General features: G+C 71.5%; 13 protein-coding genes. 10 read left to right on the top strand and 3 right to left on the bottom strand.

Annotation, left to right across the window (positions count from 1 at the left end; all coding sequences use genetic code 11):
• Nucleotides 1–38: 38 nt before the first annotated feature.
• The 8 genes from ACIQRL_RS28395 to ACIQRL_RS28360 all read left to right on the top strand — a co-directional run bounded on the left by ACIQRL_RS28395 (nt 39) and on the right by ACIQRL_RS28360 (nt 12082).
• Complete coding sequence (locus tag ACIQRL_RS28395) at nt 39–1946, top strand: FHA domain-containing protein (RefSeq protein ID WP_401336862.1); 1908 nt, start codon at nt 39–41, stop codon at nt 1944–1946.
• A gap of 386 nt (nt 1947–2332) precedes the next feature.
• Complete coding sequence (locus tag ACIQRL_RS28390) at nt 2333–3547, top strand: glycoside hydrolase family 3 N-terminal domain-containing protein (protein ID WP_401336860.1); 1215 nt, start codon at nt 2333–2335, stop codon at nt 3545–3547.
• 194 nt (nt 3548–3741) lie between these two features.
• Nucleotides 3742–5031, top strand: a complete 1290-nt coding sequence (locus ACIQRL_RS28385) for an MFS transporter (RefSeq protein WP_401336858.1) — start codon at nt 3742–3744, stop codon at nt 5029–5031.
• A 105-nt stretch (nt 5032–5136) separates the two neighbouring features.
• A complete protein-coding gene (locus ACIQRL_RS28380) occupies nt 5137–5691 on the top strand; it encodes a hypothetical protein (RefSeq protein ID WP_401336856.1) in 555 nt (184 codons plus the stop codon).
• A gap of 390 nt (nt 5692–6081) precedes the next feature.
• Complete coding sequence (locus ACIQRL_RS28375; RefSeq protein ID WP_401336855.1) at nt 6082–6546, top strand: DUF3592 domain-containing protein; 465 nt, start codon at nt 6082–6084, stop codon at nt 6544–6546.
• A gap of 65 nt (nt 6547–6611) precedes the next feature.
• Nucleotides 6612–8897 carry a HEAT repeat domain-containing protein gene (locus ACIQRL_RS28370; RefSeq protein ID WP_401336853.1) on the top strand — a complete coding sequence of 762 codons (2286 nt, stop codon included), beginning with the start codon at nt 6612–6614 and terminating at the stop codon, nt 8895–8897.
• 241 nt (nt 8898–9138) lie between these two features.
• Complete coding sequence (locus ACIQRL_RS28365; RefSeq protein WP_401336851.1) at nt 9139–11190, top strand: phosphocholine-specific phospholipase C; 2052 nt, start codon at nt 9139–9141, stop codon at nt 11188–11190.
• Between the two features lie 52 nt (nt 11191–11242).
• Nucleotides 11243–12082: a phospholipid scramblase-related protein gene (locus tag ACIQRL_RS28360; protein WP_401336849.1), complete on the top strand. Its 840-nt coding sequence runs from the start codon at nt 11243–11245 to the stop codon at nt 12080–12082.
• Between the two features lie 97 nt (nt 12083–12179).
• Here the strand turns inward: ACIQRL_RS28360 and ACIQRL_RS28355 are convergent, their stop codons facing one another.
• A complete protein-coding gene (locus ACIQRL_RS28355) occupies nt 12180–13148 on the bottom strand; it encodes a hypothetical protein (RefSeq protein WP_401336848.1) in 969 nt (322 codons plus the stop codon).
• Nucleotides 13145–14077: a phosphatase PAP2 family protein gene (locus tag ACIQRL_RS28350; RefSeq protein ID WP_401336846.1), complete on the bottom strand. Its 933-nt coding sequence runs from the start codon at nt 14075–14077 to the stop codon at nt 13145–13147. The genes ACIQRL_RS28355 and ACIQRL_RS28350 overlap by 4 nt, the downstream gene beginning before the upstream one ends.
• 230 nt (nt 14078–14307) lie before the next feature.
• Between ACIQRL_RS28350 and ACIQRL_RS28345 the strand changes: the two genes are divergently transcribed.
• Nucleotides 14308–14925, top strand: coding sequence for a TetR/AcrR family transcriptional regulator (locus ACIQRL_RS28345; protein WP_401336844.1), 618 nt, complete (start codon nt 14308–14310; stop codon nt 14923–14925).
• A gap of 192 nt (nt 14926–15117) precedes the next feature.
• Here the strand turns inward: ACIQRL_RS28345 and ACIQRL_RS28340 are convergent, their stop codons facing one another.
• Nucleotides 15118–16122, bottom strand: a complete 1005-nt coding sequence (locus ACIQRL_RS28340) for a DUF2510 domain-containing protein (protein ID WP_401336842.1) — start codon at nt 16120–16122, stop codon at nt 15118–15120.
• A gap of 843 nt (nt 16123–16965) precedes the next feature.
• Here ACIQRL_RS28340 and ACIQRL_RS28335 point away from each other — a divergent pair.
• A complete protein-coding gene (locus ACIQRL_RS28335) occupies nt 16966–19632 on the top strand; it encodes an ATP-binding protein (protein WP_401336840.1) in 2667 nt (888 codons plus the stop codon).
• Nucleotides 19633–19876: the final 244 nt, after the last annotated feature.

Here is a 19876-nt window from a genome sequence, read left to right as displayed (position 1 = left end):
CGACAGCAGCAATGTCGTCATCCTCGGAAGGAAGTCCCGTGGCACCGGTGCTTGTTGGACGCGAAGGAATACTGGCCGGAGAACGCATACCGGTGATCGGCACCCGGGTCACCTTCGGACGTAATCCCGAGAACACCGTCGTCGTCTCCAGCCTGAGCGTCTCGCGCTTCCACGCGGAGATCGTCCTCGATGACACCCAGGGCTACGTTCTGCGCGACTGCGGCAGCAGCAATGGCACGGCGGTGAACGGGGAGGAGATCGACTCCCGGCTCCTCGAGCCCGGGGACGACATCACCATCGGCGACCAGGAGTTCCGGTTCGAGGTCGCGGACGCCATGGAGACGATCATGGCACTCTCCTTGCCGAGGTCCCTGACCCACGGTGACGAGGAGATCGAACGCGGTCCGGTGCTGCGGGTCACCATCGCGGGCGGAGGCCCCGTCGGCCTGTCACTCGCCCTCCTGCTGGAGCACTTTCTCGGCGCCCAGGTGGACATCACCGTCTACGACGGCCGTTGGCGCAAGCAGGGGCGCCGGATCGTCTGGAAGGACCTGAGCCAGGGCAATGTGCGGCGCCAACAGGTCGTGACCGTACAGAGTCGGCAGTACCTCAGCCTGCCCGAGGAGACGCAGGCCCGGCTCTTCGACCCGGACCACTACACGGAGATGTGGCCCTCCGGCCCCGACTCGATCGGCGATCACCACCCGCGCAACATGCGCATCGCCTACATCGAGGACCGGCTTCTGGAGGTGGCCAACGAGAAGTCGGGCCGGATCCGACTCGTCCCCGCCCGGTTCAGCATCGACGAGCAACAGGACGCCCTGACCACCCAGCACGTACTGGCGATCTGTGACGGCGGGCGGTCTCACACCCGTGAGCACTTCGCCGCCAAGTTCGGCAAAGCGGACGAGTCCATCTACTCGCTGAACGACCGTCACCTCCAGGACGTCATCCTCGGACTGCGCGTGAAGTCGGCTCTGGCCGACCCCATGGCGGTCCTGCTGACCGTCGGGCAGAACCGGTTCCTGCTGAACTCCCTGCGTGGCGAGGGCTTCCTCAACATGCGCCTGACGGACGCGGAGGCCGCGGAGGTCGTCGGCATCGATCCGGTCCGCCGCGTCTTCGAGGAGTGCATCGCCTCTCGTCCCTGCCTGATGGGGCGCGACGAGCACGGCGACTTCCAGTGCTCCACGCACAGCACCCTGTTCCTGCCGGCCCTCATCAAGGGCTCGGCCCTGTGGAAGCGGGTGGGCGAAGGGCTGCGCCTGTTCGGCGTCGAGCCCGACGAACTGAGCGCGGTCACCTCCTTCCGGCTGGACATGGTGCAACGCCCCCGTTTCACCGCTGAGTTGCTGCCACCAACGGCCAACTCAACGGGTACGTACGGCTTTTTGCTGGGCGATGCCGCCAACGCCATCCACTTCTGGCCGGGGCGGGGGCTCAACAGCGGCCTGGCCTCGGCGATCTCGCTCGCACGGTCGCTGAACGGGGCGTGGAACGGGAAACCCTTCCGGGACGCGGACTTCCTGCGCCACGAGGCCGCCATGTCGATGCTCCAGTACCGCCACAAGAGCCGCGCGTGGAAGGCGATGGTGACCACCGACGACCAGGGTGCCACCTGGGCCATCAAGGACATCATCGCGCACGGCATCGACGGGATCGCCGAGGAGCCGGACCGCGAGGCCGACACCGCGACGCTGCTGGAGCGGCTGCGCGGGATCCGCTCCCGGCTGGAGAAGCGCATGTCCGGACTGCCGGACGACGAGGCCATCCTGGAACGGCTGGGGACCCTGGAGAGCGGCACGCTGCGCATGCTGGTCCTCAGCGGTGCCTGGGACACGCTCACCATGGGCGGCGAGGAGGTCGACATCGACATCTTCTACGGGCAGGACTCCGCCGCCGCGGCAGCGGCCGTCGAGGCCCTGGAGCCGGCCGCGCAGCTCTGAGGGGTGCCGAACCTGTCCGCGCCGGGTCCACGCCGGTGACGACGCCGGTGTGGACCCGGCGAGCGGGGTCCGGCCGGCGCGGGTGGCGATCTCGCTGGTGGTGATCAGCGGCGCGGCCGAGCCCCGGCCGGCTCCGGAACCGGCCTCCGGCGCCGGAGGCCGGAGTCCGGTTCGTGCTGCGCCGCTACGGTCCGATGGACGGCTTGCCGACCGCGACCTACGACAGGTCCGGACTCGTGCGTGTCCGCTGATCCGCCGGACCGGTTCGGCATCCCCGCCGGTACAGGCCCGGGCCAAGGGACATGTGTGCGGGTACCCTGAAATCGGGTACCGACTACCCGCTCACGACACGAACGGCCCGCAGCAGGCACACCCGGAGTAGCTCCATGGCATCGCACCCGTCGCCCGGCCACCGTTCCAGCAGCAGTCGTTCCGTCTGGCTCGCGTCCTCGCTGGCTCTGTCGTTGGCGGCGGCCGGAGTGGGCGGTGTGGAGGTCTCTCAGGCCGCCACGATCAGCACGTCCGCCGCGAGCACCAGATTCGCGGTGCCGACGTGCGCCGACAGGACGTTCAGGGGGATGACCGTCCCCCAGCGGGTCGGTCAGCTCTTCATGGGATCGGTCACGCCGTCGGCTCCCGACAGCAAGCGGATCCAGCTCATGCGCCAGTACCACGTCGGCTCGGTGTTCCTGGCCGGGCGGAGCAAGGCCGGGACGAAGGCGACGAAGACCCTGGTCGACAGCCTTCAGGCGAAGGCGGACAGCGCGGCAGGACATCGTGTGGGCCTCCTGGTCTCGACCGACCAGGAGGGCGGACAGGTGCAGGTGCTGTCCGGCCCCGGGTTCTCGACCATCCCGAGCGCCCTGACGCAGGGAAGCTGGACGACGGAGAAACTGCGCGGTGAAGCCGCCGTGTGGGCCAAGGAGCTCAAGTCGGCCGGCGTGAACCTGAACCTCGCGCCCGTCGCGGATGTCGTACCGGCGAGTCTGGGAACGGCCAACGCTCCGATCGGTCGGTACAACCGCGAGTTCGGTCATACCGCTGCGACGGTGGCTCCCCACAGCGACGCGTTCCTCGTGGGCTCCGCCCAGTCCGGGGTGCTGGCCACGCTCAAGCACTTCCCCGGACTCGGCAACGTCCGTGGTAACACCGACACCACGGCCAACGTCGTGGACACCGTGACGACGAGCAAGAGTTCGAGCATCGCACCGTTCAAGTCCGGCATCCAGGCCGGGGCGCCCTTCGTCATGATCTCCTCCGCCACCTACAGCAAGATCGACCCGAAGAACCGGGCCGCGTTCTCCCCGACGGTGATCCAGACACTGCTGCGCAAGGATCTGGGTTTCAAGGGCGTGGTCGTGTCGGACGACCTCGGCATCGCGGTGGCGGTCAAGGCCGTGTCCCCGGGCGACCGCGCGGTCAAGTTCCTGTCGGCCGGCGGTGACGTGGTTCTGACCGTCGAACCGAATCTGATCCCGGCCATGACCAATGCGGTACGGGCTCGGATGGCGCAGAGCGCGACCTTCCGCGGGCAAGTGGAACAGAGCGTCCATCGCGTCCTCGACGCCAAGCAGAAAGCGGGCCTGCTGTCCTGCGGCTGACCTGGACGACGCCGACCACGCCGACGATGCCGTGGGGCGGCCGTACGCGGCCGGGGCCAGGCTTCAGGTGCCCTGCCTTGCGGTAAGCCGGCCGGAACGGCCTCCGGCCCGGGAATCCAGGTGACCGCCGAGGGCGGCGCTGCTTACCATCGGGCGCCGCAGTCCTCTTTCTCCTTTTCCTGATCGGTCACCGCGTGAAGTCCCTGGTTCCTGGCGTGCTGCGTGACGAGCCGCAGTTCGCCCGCCTGTTCGTCGGGCAGTCCCTGTCGGTGGTGGGCGATCGTATGTCGTTCGTGGCGGTACCCTTCGCCGTGCTCTCGGTGGGCGGGTCCGCCTCCGACGTGGGGCTGCTGGCGGCGGCGGGGGTCCTGCCCATGCTGCTGTTCGCCCTGGTGGGCGGGGTCTGGGCGGACCGGTTCCAGCGGCACCGCATCATGCTCGTCTCGGACCTCGTGCGGTTCGTCGTGCAGGGGCTCGCCGCGGTCCTGCTGCTGACCGGTGTTGCCGAGGTGTCGCATCTTGTGCTGCTGATGATCGTGTTCGGCACGGCGGACGCGTTCTTCATGCCCGCGGCCACAGGACTGATCCCCCTGGTCGTCGGGGCTGACCGATTGCGCGAGGCGAACGCCCTGCGCGGGTTCGTCCAGTCGTCCGGGCTGGTCGTCGGTCCGGCCCTGGCCGGGGTGCTGGTCGCGTCGGCCGGCCCCGGCGGCGCCCTGGCGGCGGACGCCCTGACCTTCGCGGTGAGTGCCGCGTTCCTGGCCCGGCTGAGACCCCGCGGCACGGCACCCGAGGCGATGGGGGGCACCCCCGGAGGAAGCTTCCTCGGCGAACTGCGCGCCGGCTGGGCGCAGGTGCGCGGCCGGACGTGGGTGTGGTCCGGCATGGCCGCCATTGCGGTCTACCACGTCGTCGTACTGCCGTCCGTGTTCGTGCTGGGGCCTGTCCTGGCGGAGGACCAGTGGGGTGGTGCGGCAAGCTGGTCGGTCGTGACCGTGGGCTTCGGCATCGGCTCCGTCGTCGGAGATGTGTGCGCCTACCGGCTCAAGGTCGGCCGTCCCATGGCGCTGGCCGCCGCGGCGCTCGCCGTGGGCTCCTGTCAGGCGCTCATCATCGGGTCCGGCGCGCCGCTCGCTCTGATAGCGATTCTTGAAGCGGTGACCGGTGTCGCCGTCTCCCTCTTCTTCGTCATCTGGGAAACCGCGCTCCAGACGCACATTCCCGAATCCGCCCTGTCCCGCGTGAGTTCGTACGACTATCTGCTGTCGACGGGACTCATGCCGCTGGGTCTTGTGCTCGCCGGTCCGCTGTCCGAGTCCCTCGGCGTGCGGCCCACGCTCTACGCGATGAGCCTCATCGCGGTCCCCGCCGCCCTCGCACTGCTCTGTGTCCCGGCCGTACGGCGCCTCCCGGCCGATGCTTCGGACGCGACACCCCTGGGCGGCGGCAGCATCCACGCCGGCCCGGAGGTCAGCGTGCCGTGAGGCCGGCGAGCGGTCGCCGGAACCCGCGTTTCCTCCTGGGCGGCGCTGGTTCGGCCCTCGGCCGGTGATCCGTTACGCTGCGGGCCGTCGATCGCAAAGGAAGACATGTTCAAGCGACTTGTGACGGCCGCGGTGACGGCGGTACTGATAGCCGGGCTCGGCGCGTGCGGCAGCGGGGGTGACGCCCACGACGGCACGGACCACTCGGCCGACGGTGGCCGGAACAGCGGGGGCGTTGCCGACGAGTCCCGGCCGGACCCGGCCACCACGACGGACGCGAGCGTCTTCGGGCTCCGGGACGAGGTCCGCCACCTCGCCGCCAGGACCACCCGGGCCACGCGGCCGCGGACGACCAGGAAGTGCACCTCGACCACGCGGCGTGTCAAACACACCACCAGCACCGGCTCGGGCACCAAGCGGCACACCCGCACCTGGTACTCCACCGAGCAGTCCAGGAACTGCAAGCAGGTCCGCAGCGGAACCGAGACCTACACGCGCGTCGTCCGTCCGGAACACTGGTGCGTCAGCCTGGACGACCTCGACGGCGACGCCACACAGGACGACGTCTGGTTCCAGGTCGGCAGAACGACCTACGACGCGGCCATCGGCACGGACAGGCACACCCGCATGGACTTCACCCCCAAGGGCAACGGCTGCTGACCGGAAACGCGCCGGCCGTCTCCTGCCCGCCTTGCTACCGCCTCTGTCGGCGACATCACATGACGTGACGAACGACGCCTCGACATAGCCGAGTTGACGTACGGCGGGCTCCACCGTCGCCTCACCTCTTCGGGCGCGGTCCGGGACGGGTGGTGCTGATGGAACGGAAGTGACCTGGTGCCCGTCTTCCTGCGGAGGGGGCCGCGCGGCCCGTGCTTCCCGCGGGCCGGACGGTCGTATCCGGACCGGCCCGGTCGAGCCGCGGGTGCGCGGCGGTGTCGGGTGAACCCGTCCGGCGCGTGCGGCGTCCCGGGGCGGGCGCCCCGCCGTTCGCGTCGCTTCACGCGTTCTGACGCACCATCAGCATCATGTGCACCAAGGGAACTTCGAATGAGCTTCATCGCGTTTGTGTTCGCCGCCGTCATTTCTCTGTTCGTGCTCGCCCCCATCGCCATGGCGGTGACGTCGGTGAACAGGGTCCGCCGGCGGACCCGGGCGCAGCGGCACGGTCTGCGGACCGAGGGCAGATGCATAAGAATCGAGACGGTGCGGCGCTCCGGCGGCGGGCGTCCCTCCTCCTTGCGACGGCACCACCTCTTCGAGTTCGTCACGCGGGACGGCCGACAGGTCCGGTTCGAGGACACCGCTCCGGACACCACCGTCCCCGGTGACCTGTTCACCGTCTCCTATCTGCCGGAGCGCCCGGACAAGGCCACGGTCGCCCTGCCCGGCGACCGCCGCGCCCAGCGGGAACTTGGCTGCCTTCTGGTGTTCCTGGCCTTCTTCCTCACCACGTCACTGGTCATCGCCGGTGCCGGGATCGGCATGCTCTCCCTGTTCGCGGCTGGCGGCTAGCACTCCGTGATCATGGTTACGGGACGGGGGAATCGGTGATGGCGGACGGTGCGAGGGGGACGACGGTGCGCGTTCTGGTGATGACCACGGCGTGGGCGCCGGCCCTCGGCGGGGTCAGCGCGTTCAACCGGCAGCTGTGCGCGGCGCTGGCCGCGGCCGGGGCGCAGGTGTTCTGTGCGGCGCTGGGCGAGCAGGGCCAATGGCAGTGGGACGACGCACGGGCGCTCGGTGTGACGCTGCTGGAGCTCCCGCGGGTCTCCGGTGCCGGCGACGGAGCGGGGACGGGCCATGTTCCCGTACTGCCCGGTGGGGTCGTGCCGGACATCATCGTGGGACACGGCCGGATCACCGGACCGTCGGCGCTGAGACTGAAGCGAACCGCCTACCCCGCGGCGCGGCTGGTCCAGTTGGTGCACATGGCATCGAACGCGTCGGAGTGGGGCGGCACCGAGGAGGCGGCGCCGGAGGAGGAACACGCCCGGTTCGAGGTCGAGTTGGCCTCACAGGCCGACCATGTGCTCGCGGTGGGAACGCGTTTAGCCGCCTGGCTGCTCAGGGAGCTTCCCGCGCGGAAGCCGGGCGAGGTGGTCCGGCTCGACCCCGGCTTCGACGACACCGATGCGCCGGAGGTCTGGGCGGCGCTGCCCGAGTGGAAGCCGCCGGAGTCGCATCTGCCGCGGGTGCTGCTCGTGGGCCGGCCGGAGGACTGGCAGGCCACGGGCACGGACATCGCCGCGCGGGCGCTGGCGTACGCACTGGACCGGCTGCCGCCCGGCAGGTACGTCGACCTGGTGCTGTACGACGCGCATCCGGGCGAGCGCGGGGACGGGAACGAGGGTCTGCGCGAGCGGGCCCTGGAGTGGGCCTCCCGGCCCGCGTGGTTGGAGGTGAGCATGCGTCACTACGCCACCGAGGGGGCGTGGCTGCGCCAGGAGCGGGAGAGCGCCGACCTGGTGCTGATGCCGTCGCGGGCCGAGGTGTTCGGCCTGGCAGGACTGGAAGCCGTCACGGCCGGGGTTCCGCTGCTTGTCTCCGACCGGAGTGGTCTGGGCGTGCTGCTGCGTGAAGTCCTGCCGGCACAGGACGCGGACCGGACGGTCGTCCCCGTCACGGGTCACGAGGAGGCGGATGCGGCGGAGTGGGGCCGCCGGATCGCCGAGGTGCTGGAGGACCGGGAAGCGGCGTTCGGGCAGGCCGCCCGGGTGCGCCGGACCTGTGCGGCGGAGCGGACCTGGGCGGCCGCGGCCGCGCTGGTCCTCGCGGCGTCCCCCGTGACGGATCCGTCGGCCGCTCCGGAGGAGGACGCGGCGGTGCCGGACGGCGCCGCCGCGGCGGCCGTGGCCGGGACCCCGGCGGGGGACGGGCGGCCCGCCGAGCCGGTCGGGACGGAGACGAACGGCCGGTGCGCGGCGCGGACACGCCGGAACCACGAGCACGTCGGCCCCGCGGCACCGCCCGTGGATCCGGCCGACTCCGAGCCCGACCATGTCGCCGGCACCCCGCTCGGAGACAGTCCGGACCGGGTCCGCGGTCTCGTGGCGACCGCCCAAAACGCTGCCGACCGCAGCCAGTTCCTGGAGTATCTCGCGGACACCTGGCCCGAGCACCCCGAGACCCTGGCCGCCGTCCAGACCGCCGCGACCGACCCCAGCCACGAGGTTCGCCACACCGCCCTGCGGGCGCTGGGGAGGCACTGGCCCGACCGCTACGAGTCCCTGGCCGCCATTCAGGAGGCCGTCACCGACCCCGAGGCCGAGGTCCGCGAACTGGCCCTGCCGCTGCTGGCGGAGTACTGGTCCGGCCACCCCGAGACGCTGCCGACCGTCCACGAGGCCGTCACCGATCCCGAGGGCGAGACCCGTGTCGTGTGCCTGCCGCTGCTGGCGAGGTACTGGCCCGATCACCCCGAGGTTCTGGCCACCGTCCGGGCCGCCACGATGGACCCGAGCCCGTATGTGCGTCTCACCGCACTGGAGACGCTGGGCGAGTGCTGGCCCGACCACCCCGAGACCCTGGCCGTCATCCAGACGGCCACCACCACCCCTGACCCCTTTGTGCGGCGGACCGCGCTGCAGACGCTGGGGAAGTACTGGCCCGACCGTCCGGAGGCCGTCGCCACCCTCCAGGCCACCACCAACCATCCCAACCGCGAGGCCCGCGAAGCCTCCCTGTGGACGCTGGCGCAGTACCGCCCCGACCGCCCCGAGACCCTGGCTGCCGTCCTGGCCGCCAGGGCCGATTCCGACCCGGACGTCCGCCGTACCGCCCGACGGATGCTGGCGAGGCAGTGGCCCGACCGCCCCGAAGGCCCGGCCGCCGTGGAGGGCTCCGACGGGTGGGCCGACCGATGAGCCGTCGGCGGACGCGCGGTTGCGGAGCGGATCGCTCCGAGGCGGATCGGGAGCCGCTGTCTCGTCACGTCGCCCCGGACCCCGGTGCCGCGTCCGGAACCGTTCGCTTCGCGTACCGCCGAGTTTCACGCAAGGGATACAGGGCCCTTTCCTGACGTTTGGTGCGCTTGGAACACTCCCTTCGCGCACGTTCCATCAGCCTCCGGCCGCAAGGCCCGTCAGGACAAGAGGTCACCCACTCATGCCTCACGTGAATCGACGTCGATTCCTCCAACTCGCCGGTGGTACAGCGGCGTTCACCACGCTGTCCGGCATCATCCAGCGTGCGGCGGCTCTGCCCGCGCACCGCCGTTCGGGCACGATCGAGGATGTCGAGCACATCGTCGTCCTGATGCAGGAGAACCGTTCGTTCGACCACTACTTCGGCTCGATGCGCGGTGTCCGCGGCTTCGGCGACCCGCGCCCGGCCACCACGACGGGCACCAAGTCGGTCTGGTACCAGTCGGACGGCACCAAGGACGTGCTCCCCTTCCACCCGGAGGCGGACGACCTCGGTCTCGCGTTCATCCAGGACCTCCCGCACGGCTGGAGCGACGGGCACACCGCGTTCAACAAGGGCAAGTACGACAAGTGGGTGCCCGCCAAGTCGGCGACGACGATGGCCTACCTGACGCGTGACGACATCCCGTTCCACTACGCGCTGGCCGACTCGTTCACCATCTGTGACGCGTACCACTGCTCGTTCATCGGCTCCACGGACCCCAACCGCTACTACATGTGGACGGGTTACACGGGCAACGACGGCAAGGGCGGCGGCCCGGTCCTCGGCAACGACGAGGCGGGGTACGGCTGGACGACGTACCCGGAGCGGCTGGAGGCGGCCGGGATCTCCTGGAAGGTCTACCAGGACGTCGGCGACGGGCTCGACGCGAACGGCTCCTGGGGCTGGATCCCCGACGCCTACCGGGGCAACTACGGCGACAACTCGCTGCTGTACTTCAACCAGTACCGCAACGCCAAGCCGGGCGAACCGCTGTACGACAAGGCCCGCACCGGCACCGACGCCCGCAAGGGCGAGTGCTTCTTCGACCAGCTCCGGGCCGACGTGCAGGGCGGGACGCTGCCGCAGATCTCCTGGATCGCCGCTCCCGAGGCGTTCACCGAGCACCCCAACTGGCCCGCCAACTACGGCGCCTGGTACATCTCCCAGGTGCTGGACGCGCTCACCTCGAACCCCGAGGTGTGGGGCAGGACGGCGCTGTTCATCACGTACGACGAGAACGACGGCTTCTTCGACCACCTGGTGCCGCCGTTCCCGCCGCAGTCCGCCGCGCAGGGCAGGTCGACCGTCGACGTCGGTCCGGACCTCTACGCGGGTGACGTGAGCCGTGCCGCCGGACCCTACGGACTGGGCCAGCGGGTGCCGATGCTCGTCGTCTCGCCCTGGAGCAAGGGCGGTTACGTCTGCTCCGAGACGCTCGACCACACCTCGATCATCCGGTTCATGGAAGCCCGGTTCGGGGTGCGCGAGCCCAACATCTCGCCCTGGCGGCGCGCCATCAGCGGCGACCTCACGGCCGCCTTCGACTTCGCGCACAAGGACACCGAACCGGTCGTGCTGCCCGACACCGACGGCTACCGGCCGCCGGACACCAACCGCCACCCCGACTACGTGCCCACCCCGCCGGCCAGCCCCGCCCTGCCCCGGCAGGAGCGCGGTTCGCGCCCGTCGCGCCCCCTCAAGTACGCGCCTCTCGTGGACGGTTCGGCGGACACCGCGGCCGGCAAGTTCACGCTGACCTTCGGCTCCGGCGCCAAGGCCGGCGCGGCCTTCCTCGTGACCTCCGGCAACCGCACCGACGGCCCCTGGACGTACACCACCGAAGCCGGCAAGACCATCTCGGACACCTGGAACTCGGCGTACTCCGGCGGCTCGTACGACCTCACGGTGCACGGTCCGAACGGCTTCCTGCGCACGTTCAAGGGCGTCGGCAAGGCGGCGGGACCCGAGGTCACCGCCCGCCACACCGGCTGTGACGTGGAGCTCACCCTCGTCAACAAGGGCTCCGCCACGGCGACGCTCACGCTCACGAACGGCTACGGCGGACAGTCTCAGGTCCTCCGGGTGCGGGCGGGCGCGACCGTGAAGCACACGGTGGACCTGCGGGCGAGCAAGTGCTGGTACGACCTGACCGTCGTCTCCGACACGGAAGCGGGCTTCCTGCGGCGATTCGCCGGACATGTCGAGAATGGCCGGCCCGGCGTCAGCGACCCTGCCCTCATCACCGTCTGATGGTTACCCGACCGCCGGTCCACGTTGTGGCGTGTCGCGGTAGTGTGCCCCGGTGACCACGCATTCGAACACTCCTGCAGGTTGGTATCCGGACCCGAACGGGAAGCCCCAGACGCAGCGTTACTGGGACGGCTCGCAGTGGACCGACCAGGAGGCTCCGGCCGCCCAGCAGATACCGCAGCAGGCCCAGCCGCCGCAGCAGGCGTTTCCTCGGCAGGCTGCGGCTTCCGACCCGCGCGTCCAGCGTCAGGTGCAGCAGCAGGCCGGGGTGGCCCCGAGCGGCGCCGGCGGTGGCACGCTGTTCACCGAGCCGGTCCTGGTGGTGAACCAGAAGGCCAAGCTGATCGAGCTGACCAACGAGTACAAGGTCATGGACCAGCAGGGCGGCCTGATCGGCTCGGTCGTCGAGGTCGGGCAGGGCGTGCTCAGGAAGATCCTGCGTTTCGTCTCCGACCTCGACCAGTACCTGACGCACCGGCTGGAGATCCGTGACGCGCACGGTCAGCCGCAGTTGCTGCTCACGCGTCCCGCGAAGATATTCAAGTCGCGGGTGATCGTGACGCGTCCGGACGGTTCGCCCGTCGGCGAGATCGTGCAGCAGAACATGATCGGCAAGATCAACTTCGCGATGAACGTCGACGGCCAGAAGGTCGGTGCGATCAAGGCGGAGAACTGGCGTGCCTGGAACTTCGCGATCGTCGACCACACCGACAAGGAGGTGGCCCGGATCACGAAGACCTGGGAAGGCCTCGCCAAGACGATGTTCACCACCGCGGACAACTACGTCCTGCAGATTCACTTCCAGCTCCCCGAGCCGCTGCTGAGCCTCGTCGTCGCGACGGCGCTCACCGTCGACACGGCGCTCAAGCAGGATTCCCGCGGACTGGGCTGACCGGTCCCGGTTGTGCGGAAGGGCGGTCGCGGATCTCTCCGCGACCGCCCTTCTCGCTTGTTCCCGCCGTTGGCAGCCGAACGCGAACCGCCTGTTCCTACAGTGACGTCAGATGGCCCGAGTTGGGCTGCCGGGGCACCAACGAGGGTTCGTACGCCGCCGATCCCGGCTCCAGCGCCAGCACCGCGGCGACCGGGTGGTCGTCGTCCACGAGGGTGTCCATGGGAGCGTCCATCGGGACGGCGGCCGACTCGGGCGCCGAGCGGGACAGCGTCACCACGCCCCACCCGGCGATCGACGCCCCCGCGAGCGCGAGCAACAGGCCTTCCGCGCCGCCCTGGAGGCGTTCGCCGAGCAGCGACAGCCCGATCAGCGCCGCGGCCAGCGGGTTGGCGAGCGTCACGACGGCCAGCGGGGCACCGAGTCCGCCTTGGTAGGCGGTCTGCGAGAGCAGCAGTCCGCCCGCGGCGAAGACGGCCACGAGCAGTGCCACCAGGACGACTTGGGCGCTCAGCAGCGAGTTCGAGCGGTCCGTCGCGGCCACGGTGACGGTCTGGGTGAGCGCCGACGCCACGCCCGAGGCGAACCCGGAGGCCGTGGCGTGCCGCAGACCCGGCCGAGCTCCGCGCGACAGCCCGCCGATGACCAGGGCGGTCGTTCCCGCGACGGCCAACGCCTGCGGCAGGCTCAGCACATCGTCCGGCGCGGGCCCGGACGCGGTGACGAGCAGAGCGGCAAGGCCGATCAGTGTGAGCGCCGTTCCGCGCCACTCGACCGCGCTGACCCGCCGTCCGGCGATCCGCGCGCCCAGCGGCACGGCGGCCACGAGGGTGAGCGCCCCGAGCGGCTGGACCAGTGTGAGCGTTCCGTACTTGAGGGCCGCGACGTGCAGCAGCGCGGCCCCGGCGTTCAGCGACACCGACCACCACCAGGCGCCGCGGGCCAGCAGGCGCAGCGTGCCCGTACCGGAAGAACGGGCCGCCAGCCGCTCCTGTGCGACGGCCGCGGAGGCGTACGCGACGGCGGAGAAGAGGGACAGGACGACGGCGGTGAGCGTCGGGTTCATCGCCCCGCTCCCACGAGTTCGGGCAGATCCCGCACGGGGGCCTCGGCGTACGCGCGCCCCCGGCCGGCCTTCGCGGTCGTCACCGCCCGGTGCGGCGGATGGACCACGGCGAGGGCGACGCAGAGCAGCGCGGTCGCGACGATCGCGTCGAGCCAGTAGTGGTTCGCGGTGCCCACGATCACCAGCAGGGTGAGCAGCGGATGCAGCAGCCACAGCGCGCGCAGCCGCGACCGGGTCGCCGCGATCAGGCCGATCGCGACCATCAGCGCCCAGCCGAAGTGCAGCGACGGCATCGCCGCGAACTGGTTCGCCAGGGTGTCGGCCGCCGGGTGGGCCCCGTACACCGTGGGCCCGTAGACCTGACCGGTGTCGACGAGACCCGCCTCGGCGAGCAGCCGCGGCGGTGCGAGCGGGAAGGCGAGATGGCCGACCAGGGCGGCGGCGGTGACCAGGGCGAGGACCCGGCGGGCCCAGACGTAGTGCGCGGGGCGTCGCAGGTACAGCCACACCAGGAAGGCGACGGTGGCCGGGAAGTGGACGGTCGCGTAATAGGTGTTCGCGAGGTGCACGAGTGTGTCGCTGTGCAGCAGGGTGCCCTGTACGGCGCCCTCGCCCGGCAGGTGCAGGGACCGTTCCCAGCCCCAGACGCGGCGCGCGTTGGCGAAGGCCTCGTCCGTGCGGCCGGTGGCCAGCAGCCGGCCGGCCTTGTAGACGACGAAGAGCCCGACCACGAGCAGCAGCTCCCGCAGGAGGGGCGGGCGCGCCGCGATGTCGTCCGGACGCGGACCCGGGTCCGCGCGCGGGTCCGGACGTGGCTGTGCCCGGGCGGTCGCGTCGCGCGGCGCGGCGGCGGGTATGGCCGCGTCGGGCGGCTCCGGTTCTGATGCGGACTCGGCTACGGAATCTGCAGGCTCGGTTCGGGAATCCATCCCCCGGCCCCCTTGCTGACGGTTTTGTGTCGGGTGGTGCGCGGTGAGCCCAGGACAGGATCCACTCGGCCTCCGCGTGGGAGGAGTGGATCCTGTCCGAGGCTCATCGATACGGCAGTGTACCGATACGTAAGAGTACCGATACGGACGCGTACCGGTACCCTTGCGTATCGATTACACTGGGCGCAAGACCGCACCGGTGTGAGCCGGCTCGAGCGAGGAGAAGCGCCATGACGTCGCAGGCCGCGGACGGACCGGAGACGGTCGTCGCCTCGCGCCGCTCCAAGATCACGCCCGAGCGTGAGCAGGAGTTCTACGACGCCGTGCTCGAACAGATCCGGGAATGCGGGTACGAGGCGCTCACCATGGAGGGCGTCGCCGCCAGCACCCGGTGCAGCAAGTCCACGCTCTACCGGCAGTGGAAGACGAAGCCCCAGTTCGTCGCCGCCGCGCTGCGCAACAACCGCTGTCCGCGGTTCACCGGGATCGACACCGGCTCGCTCGCGGGAGACCTGCGCGAGGCGGCCAGGGCCGCGGGCGAATGGTCGGCGCGGGACAACACACAGTTGCTGCAGGGCCTTGGCAACGCCGTGATGCAGGACAAGGAGCTCCAGCAGGCGCTCCGTGACGCGCTCGTCGAACCCGAGGTCGCCGAGCTGCGGCAGATGGTCAGCCGTGGCGTCGAGCGCGGCGAGGTCGCCGCCGGACACCCGGCGCTGGAGTTCATTCCGGCCCAGATGCTCGGCGTCCTGCGGGTGCGCCCCCTTCTTGAGGGGCAGTACGCGGACGCGGCGTATCTCACACGGTTCGTGGAGGCCGTCGTGCTGCCGACACTCGGGCTCACCTGAGACTCAGGCCGCCGTCCGTGGGATGACCGGACGTCGGCCTGTAACGCGCCGCACCGTGGGGACGGGGGCGGCGCGCACCCCCCGGCCGGGTGGGGTTCCCCTTGAGCGGAGGGGCGCTCCACCCGGCCGATCCATGTCCGGGGTGTCGGGCGGGGCCGGGACGGGGGGAGGACGCGCCCGGCGGGAGTCGTTCTACACGTTCTGCCCGTTGCCGCCGGTCCCGGCCGCCACCTTGATGCCCTTGGTGATCGTGTCGATGATCGACTGCTGGGGCGCCTTGGAGCCGGCGTCGACGCCGAAGCGGACGACGACGAGGGAGGCGGGGTCGGCGGGGGAGGGGAAGACGAGCGACTCGACGTAACCGTCGTCGCCCTTGCTCGTCACGACCTTCCAGCGGACCAGATAGCCCTTCTCACCGGCCACCGTGACCGCCTTCGAGGCGAGCTCCGTGTGCGAGGTGATCGAGCCGTACCCCTTGCCGTACGACTCGGTGGCGTTCTTGGAGATGTCCTCCTTGGCCGCCGCCTCCGCCGTCGTGGACTTCAGCTTCTGCGCCGTCGCCGGGGCCGAGTAGGCGCCGCCGCGCTGGCAGTTCTGGGAGGTGTCGCCGGGGCATTTGTAGGTGTCCTTGGTGGACACCGCGGCGGTGCCCGCGCCGCTCTGGCCGGTCCAGCCGTCCGGAACCGGGATGCTGATGCCGTTGTAGACGTCCGTGGCGTAGCCGGCCTCGGTCTGCGGCTGACCCGACGCGCCGGGCGCGGGCGTCCGGCCGCCGGGACCACCGGAGCCTCCGGAGCCGCCGGGAGCACCGCTCGGACCGCCCGAACCGCCCTGGCCACCGCCGGGTCCGCCCGGTCCACCCTGGCCGTTCGCCCCGGCTGGGCCCTGGGAAGCCGCGCTACCGCCGTCTCCGCCGTTGGTGGTCAGCGCGTACACGCCGCCGACGATGCCCGCGAGGACGGCGATCGCCGCCGCGACGGCTATGCCCGTGCGCAGCCCGCGCCGCGGGCCGCCAGGGGCATGCGGGGCATACGGTCCGGGCTCCGGCGGGTATCCCGGGGGACCCCATACGGCCGCCGACCCGACGGGGCGGATCTGGTCCGTCCATGCCTTACCGTCCCACCAGCGCTCGGTGGCGGGAGCGTCACTTGTCTGCCCGGGGTCGGGGTACCAGCCGGGGGGAGTCACCTGCGTCATGGGCCCACCGTATGAGCTCAGGGTGAAAGGCGGATGAGAGGGCTCCCCCGAAGCCCGCTCGGAGGCCCGCCACGGGCAAGCCCGGACCTGACGGGGGCATGCCGGGACCTGCCACAGGCGGGCCTGGATCTGACGCGAGCATGCCCGGACCGGTGAGTCGTCAGGGGCGGCCCGCCTCGCTCGGGGTGCGATCGACCCGAGCGAGGCGGGCACGCGGACCGGCCCCGGTGCTCGCCACCCCGGGGGGTCGGAAGGCCGGTGCCGAAAGGCCGGGGGCGGACGGCCGGGGGCGGACGGCCGGGGTCGGACGGCCGGGATCGGGAAGCAGGGCCGGACAGTCGGGGCCGCGAACGGGTGGGCGTCCTTCGCGGCCCACCGGACGGATGAAGAACGTCAGTGCCAAGGGCGCGCACGTCACACGTGCGCCTCGGCCTCGCCGCCGTCCTCCGGGGTGAAGAGCGGGCCGCGTGGACGCCGATAGGCGCATCGCTCGGCGAAGTGGCCCACGGCGTGCGGGGCGAGGGTCCGCGGGAATGCCGGACCCGAGGGCGCGCAGGTCACAGTCGCGCGCGGGGGCGCCCGTGCCGGATCCTGCCGGGGAGCGCGGAGGTCGGTCGATCGCGGATCGGCGGCGCGACCGAAGACGGAAAATTACCTTCATTTTCCGCGCAGTTGACTGTCCATCACATTCGCCCCGGACTGCCGGGCGCCCGGTGGCCTCGTCTCCGCTGCGACACCGTCGTCCGTCCCGGCAACTGCTCCCGGGTCCCCCCTCCGCCGGGGCTTCCATGAGGCTAGGCTCATTGGAGTCACGTCGTTTGGGCGGCCTGGGGAGGTAGTGGGATGACGGAGGTACGACCCGGAGCGGTCGCCTCGGCCTCCCTGTGGGAGCGCGACGAGGAGGTCGCCATCCTCGAGGAGGCGATCGCCGCCCTGGGCGCGGACTCCGCGACCTCGGGCACCCTGCTGGTTCTCAGCGGCGAGGCGGGGCTCGGCAAGACCGCCCTCCTCGCCGAGACGCGCCGGATCGCGGAGAGCAAGGGGTGTGCGGTGTGGTCGGCGCGCGGCGGCGAGACCGTCACGGCCGTCCCCTTCAACGTCGTACGGCAGTTACTCCAGCCGGCCCTCGTCTCGCTGCTTCCGGAGGAGGCGCGCGAATACCTGGGCGACTGGTACGACATCGCCGGTCCCGCCCTCGGCGTAGCCGAACCAGGTGACCGGCAGCCCGACCCGCAGGGCGTCTGCGACGGTCTGGTCGCCGCGGTGCGGCGGCTCGCGAAGCGGGACTGGCCGCTCGTCCTGCTCATCGACGACGCGCACTGGGCCGACCAGGAGACCCTGCGCTGGCTCGCCGCGTTCGCCGAGCGCCTCGACGACCTGTCCGTCCTCCTCGTCGTCGCCCGCAGGCCCGGCGGGGTCACCGGCGAGAGCGCCCGGCTGCTCGACGCCGTGGCCGCCGCGGCCCGTCCGATCTCCACCCTGAGCGCGCTGACTCCGGCAGCCGCCGAGGGACTCACCCGCGCCACACTCGGCGAGCACGCCGACGCGCCCTTCTGCCGTGAGGTGTGGGCGGTCACCGGCGGCAACCCGTACGAGACGGTCGAACTGCTAGCCAAGGTCCAGGACAGCGAACTGGAGCCGAGCGAGGGCTCGGCCGCCGAACTGCGCGACCTGAACCGCTCGGCCCGCGGCCGCGGGCTCGTGGCCCGTCTCGAAGGACTCGGCATCGACGCCACCCGGTTCGCCTGGGCGGCCGCCATCCTCGGCACCGGGATCTCCCTCGACCTCGCCGCCCAACTCGCCGGAATGCCCGACGAAGAGGCCTCTCGCTGCGCCGAACTACTCGGCGCGGCCCGCATCTTGACCGCGGCCGGGTCCGCGAACGGCCAAGGGCCCGACGGCGACCTGGAGTTCGTGCACCCGCTGATCGCGACAGCGGTCTACCGATCGATCCCGGACGCCCTGCGCACGGCGATGCACGGTCAGGCGGCCTGGGCGGTCACCGAGTCCGGACGCGGCGCGGCCGCGGCCTCCCGCCACCTCCTCGAAGTGCATCCGGACGACGATCCCGAACTCGTCGAGCAGATGCGCGAGGCGGCCCGCGAACACCTCGCCGTCGGCGCTCCGGACGCGGCCCGGCGCTGTCTGGAGCGCGCGCTGAAGGAGCCACCGCTTCCCGAGGTGCACGCGCGGGTCCTCTACGAGCTGGGCTGCGCCACGCTCCTGACCGCGCCGTCCACGACCATCGCGCATCTGCGTGCCGCGCTCGAACGGCCCGGCCTCGAAGCCGCAGACCGGGTGGACGCGGTCATCCGGCTCTCCCAAGCGCTGGTCCACAACAACCAGTTGGACGAGGCCGTCCGCACGGTCGAAGCCGAGGCCGAGCGGCTGGAGCCGGGACCCGCCCGGATGCGGCTCCAGGCCGTGCACTACATGTGGGAGGGCATCCACGCGGGCGAGGAGCGCGCCGGGCACTCCAGCGGTCTCGCCGAACTCGTCACGACCTGTACCGGGCGCGACAACTCCGAGCGCGCGCTCCTCATACTGCGCGGCTTCGATGCCATGACCCGCGGGGAGAGCGCCGAGGAGGTCGTGGAGCTCTGCGACCGGGCCCTCGTCAACGGCCGCCTCGCACCCGGACTCGCCTGGACCGACACCGAGTGGGGCGTCGAACTCCTCCTCATGCTGGGCAGCGCGTACGCCTACGCGGACCGGCTCGACCGGGCCGAGAGCCTGTTCAGCGAGGCCCTGCACGCCTATGTGAAGGCGGGCTGGAGCGGCGGTCATCTGTCCCTGGCCAACGCGTATCTCGGCCTCGCCCACCGCAGACGAGGCCGCCTCGCCGACGCGGAGCACTATCAGCGTGAATCACTGCGCCTCGCCGAGCGGGTCGGACGCGGGCTGCCCCTGTACTGGTCGGCCACCTGCGGGCTGATCGACACGCTGCTGGCCCGCGGGCACGTCCAACAGGCCGCGGAGACCGCCGAACGCCATGGCTTCGCACCTCCGTACCCCTCCACCATCGTCCTTCCCGACACCCGCTCCGTACGCGGCCGCCTGCTGCTCGCCGTCGGCCGCACCAAGGAGGGCATCAACGAACTGGAGGCGGCGGAGAAGGCCGCCGCGGCCCGCGGCCACCACAACACGGTGCTCGCCCCCTGGGCCGTCGACCTCGCGAGAGCCCTCGCCACCGAGGACCCGTCACGCGCAGCCGCCCTGGCCGGTGACGCCCGCCGCCGGGCCGAGCGGTTCGGCACCGACACGGCGATCGGCGAAGCGCTCCGCTGCGCCGCCGCGCTCGAGACCGGCCAGCGCGCGGTCCGGCTGGCAGCCCAGGCCGTCACCTACCTGGAAGCCTCTCCCTGCCAGTACGAACACGCGGCGGCCCGCATCGAGTACGGCATCGTGTCCCGCTCGGTGATGGAGCTGAACAAGGGTCTGACCCTGGCCCGTACCAGCGCGGCGGACGGCCTGGTGGCCAAGGCGGAGGCGGCACTGGCGGGCCTGTAGCCAGGTGTCGGGTGCCCGGTCTCCTGGGCCGGGCCCGGGCGACTGGTCCACCGGCCCGGGCGACTGGTCCACCGGCCCGGGGCGCCCCGCGACGCGCCGAGTCCGGCTGCGTGCCTCAGCGGCCCGGCACCCGGGGCCCACACCCCGGGACGGACCGAGCGGGCCGTCCGGGCCGGTGCCCCGGGCCGTACGGAGCTGTCGAGCCGGGCCGCACGGCGAGGTGGAGGGTGGAGCCGGACCGCAC

The organism is Streptomyces sp. NPDC091209 (assembly GCF_044757755.1).
Lineage (GTDB): Bacteria > Actinomycetota > Actinomycetes > Streptomycetales > Streptomycetaceae > Streptomyces.
The sequence above is the reverse complement of the archived record's forward strand: the minus strand, read 5'-3'. Positions and strand labels throughout refer to the sequence as shown.

Coding starts and splice junctions, on each gene's coding strand:
- ACIQRL_RS28380 (WP_401336856.1), top strand. CDS start 5,137: ATGTTCAAGCGACTTGTGACGGCCGCGGTGACGGCGGTACTGATAGCC.
- ACIQRL_RS28350 (WP_401336846.1), bottom strand. CDS start 14,077: ATGGATTCCCGAACCGAGCCTGCAGATTCCGTAGCCGAGTCCGCATCA.
- ACIQRL_RS28340 (WP_401336842.1), bottom strand. CDS start 16,122: ATGACGCAGGTGACTCCCCCCGGCTGGTACCCCGACCCCGGGCAGACA.
- ACIQRL_RS28355 (WP_401336848.1), bottom strand. CDS start 13,148: ATGAACCCGACGCTCACCGCCGTCGTCCTGTCCCTCTTCTCCGCCGTC.
- ACIQRL_RS28365 (WP_401336851.1), top strand. CDS start 9,139: ATGCCTCACGTGAATCGACGTCGATTCCTCCAACTCGCCGGTGGTACA.
- ACIQRL_RS28335 (WP_401336840.1), top strand. CDS start 16,966: ATGACGGAGGTACGACCCGGAGCGGTCGCCTCGGCCTCCCTGTGGGAG.
- ACIQRL_RS28375 (WP_401336855.1), top strand. CDS start 6,082: ATGAGCTTCATCGCGTTTGTGTTCGCCGCCGTCATTTCTCTGTTCGTG.
- ACIQRL_RS28345 (WP_401336844.1), top strand. CDS start 14,308: ATGACGTCGCAGGCCGCGGACGGACCGGAGACGGTCGTCGCCTCGCGC.
- ACIQRL_RS28390 (WP_401336860.1), top strand. CDS start 2,333: ATGGCATCGCACCCGTCGCCCGGCCACCGTTCCAGCAGCAGTCGTTCC.